General features: G+C 46.6%; 3 protein-coding genes. 1 reads left to right on the top strand and 2 read right to left on the bottom strand.

Annotation, left to right across the window (positions count from 1 at the left end; all coding sequences use genetic code 11):
• Positions 1–342: 342 nt before the first annotated feature.
• Entirely contained in the window at positions 343–954 is a 612-nt protein-coding gene (locus WBA89_RS29105; RefSeq protein ID WP_424411096.1) for a pentapeptide repeat-containing protein, read from the bottom strand.
• Positions 955–1,154: 200 nt separating this feature from the next.
• Positions 1,155–2,060, bottom strand: a complete 906-nt coding sequence (rnhA, locus tag WBA89_RS29100; RefSeq protein ID WP_424411094.1) for a ribonuclease HI — start codon at positions 2,058–2,060, stop codon at positions 1,155–1,157.
• 81 nt (positions 2,061–2,141) lie between these two features.
• Between rnhA and WBA89_RS29095 the strand changes: the two genes are divergently transcribed.
• The coding region (locus tag WBA89_RS29095) for a filamentous hemagglutinin N-terminal domain-containing protein (protein WP_424411093.1) at positions 2,142–2,857 on the top strand (716 nt) is incomplete at its 3' end.

Genomic DNA, 2,857 nt, shown 5'->3' with positions numbered 1-2,857 from the left:
GGTATTGATCAAATCCGAAGCCCCCCTTAGTAAGGGGGGGTTGGGGGGGTACTATCTAGCGCTACTTTATGAAATTGGTATTAGATAGTACGAGCCTCAAAGTGTTTTCGATCGAGGGTGAGCGTCCTCTCGATCGGGAGGTTATACCAATTTAAAAAAATAATGCAACAGTATTCTTGTCCCCCCCCTTAGTAAGGGGGGGCTAGGGGGGGTCAAAGAGTATTGCATGATTTTAGATAAATGGTATTATTTCTGCCGATACCTACAGGTGGCGCGATCGCAAATATGAATCATAATTGGAACGCGGAGCATAAATAATCGGCTCTCCCCCCGCCCCTTATTTTAGTCAAGCACCGCCTCATTCAAGCAAGTTTTTCTTAAGTCACATCTACCTAAATTTGCACCTCTTAAATCTGCATTTTTCAAGTTAGCATTGCTTAAATTTGCATAACTCAAATTTGCGCCTCGGAGATTAGCATTAGATAAATTAGCTCCAACTAAATTAGCCCTAACAAGTTGCGCTCCACTCAAGTTACTGCCACTCAAATTTGCTCCTGGCATCTCGGCTGATGTTAAATTAGCTTGACTTAAATTAGTGCCACCCAGGTCGGCCAAATTCAATTTAGCATAACTCAAATCAATCTTTTGCAAGCAAACTTTATCCAATTGAGCGCATCTCAAATTGGCATTAATAAAAAATCTGTCTCCCAGGGCATAACGGCGCAGCAATTCGTCCGCTGCTAACCGAATTAAAACTGTTTCGGAAGCATTTTGGTAGCACCACGATGTCTCCAGCAAACTAGCGGCGGCTTCAATTGCTACCTTGTCGGATTTAGGAAGAACCAAACTATTGCAGCCATCCCACTCACCCTGGAGCATAAATGCCATGTCAGAAGCTGCAGCAATTGAGTCGCACAGCAAAACGGTTTCTTGTTTTGGTTGCAGCCAGTTCATTAAACCTATCGAACTCTTGTTTTTCACGGTTTGTTCGGGATTTGTTCGTTTTTCTTAATTATAGATAAAATTATTTTTAATGTGTTGAAACGGTAGGAACGCGGCGCGCACCTACCGTTATAGTTCGGGGAATTAGCCCTAGGTATCGCAGCAGGCAAAAGGCACTTGTCAGAATCTGACTAATGGCTGATGACTGATGACTAATCTGTTGTACTTACGTGGTCGATTCTCTCTAATTGCCAGAGAATTTGGTTGCCCTCGCGGCGGACGCGAGAAACTACCCAGTTGCGCCACACCCAATTGTCTCCGCGACTGGTGACAGCGCTGGCATTTACATCCATCAAATCAGCCAGTTCAGAACTGGTGATCAAGTAGCCCTTGGTGGCCACTTCATCGGCTGTGTGCAAAGTTTCTATCAGGTTGCGGAGTTCCTGAACTCTCACCTCGCGGGGCAAGTTCTCCAGGGTATCGGCAGTTGAATCCATCATGGTAGAGTTGGAGATCGGAAGGTCAGAAGATATGACATAGGATTCTATCGTTTTGTTACCAGTTGTGTCCGTTTCTTCCAAAACAATTGGGTTTTGCAAGTGTAGCGGCGGTGCCCCCGTACTCGCCCCAGTCCCGCCTGCGGTTGCTTTCTGCTGTTGCAGTTTGGGAGTGAGATTGTGGGAAAAGCTGCGGGCGATTTCGTCGCACCTGTCGTTGTAGAAGTTGCCGGAGTGGCCCCGGACGTGTTCCCATTGGATTTGGATCGAATTCAGCTTGTCTAGCAGGTGCCAGAGGTCTTGGTTGACGACTTCTTTGCCCGTCGAGGTTTTCCAGCCTTTGTTTTTCCAGCCTTGAATCCATTTAGTGATGCCATTTTTGACATACTCGCTGTCGGTGTAAAGGGTGACTGGTTCGGTTTGACCAGAATTAGCAAAAAATTCTAATGCAGCGACTGCTGCCTGCATTTCCATGCGGTTGTTGGTGCTTTCGGGTTCTGCACCTCCGAGTTCGTGACAATTGCCGTCGGCGAAACAAACTACTGCGCCCCAGCCGCCGGGGCCTGGGTTGCCGGAACAAGCGCCGTCTGTGTACAAGCTTTTGATGGTGGGAGTTGTCATGAGGGTATTAATTGGTTATTTACGATTATTTTGTTGGCGGGTGCGATAATTGAGGCAATTGAGATAGTTTTAGTTGCTGCTATGAAAAACACTAACTTAAAGATTAAAAAGCTCGGTCTATTTATTTGTCCGTTTTCTTTGTTAATTTTTAATACTTTGGCGCAAGCACAGTCCATAGTCCCGGCTGCTGACGGTACTGGCACTGCTGTTACCCGCACCGGCAACCGCTACGATATCAACGGCGGCAGTTTGTCGGGAGACGGGGCAAATCTTTTTCACAGTTTTGGGCAATTCGGCTTAAATCAAGGTCAAATTGCTAATTTTCTGACTAATTCGGCTATTCAAAATATATTAGCTCGCATTGCTGGCGGCGACGCTTCGCTCATTAACGGCTTAATTACTGTCACGGGCGGCAATTCTAATCTGTTTCTGATTAATCCTGCGGGGATTGTGTTTGGCCCGAACGCGAGTTTAAATGTGCCGGGGGCTTTTACTGCAACTACTGCTAATAGTGTTGGTTTTGGTTCTAATTGGTTTAATGCGGCGGGTACAAATAATTTTAGCCAGTTAGTTGGTACGCCAAATGCTTTTTATTTTGGGGGGACTCAACCGGGAAGTATTGTTAATGCTGGCAATTTGGCTGTGACTCCGGGACAGAGTTTGAGTTTGCTGGGCGGTACGGTTGTTAGTACGGGGCAGTTGTCGGCACCGGGAGGGCGAATTACTGTTGCTGCGGTTCCGGGCGAGAATGTTTTGCGTATCAGTCAACCGGGATTTTTGTTGAGTTTGGAGATAGC

The organism is Microcoleus sp. (assembly GCF_049646505.1).
Lineage (GTDB): Bacteria > Cyanobacteriota > Cyanobacteriia > Cyanobacteriales > Microcoleaceae > Microcoleus.
The sequence above is the reverse complement of the archived record's forward strand: the minus strand, read 5'-3'. Positions and strand labels throughout refer to the sequence as shown.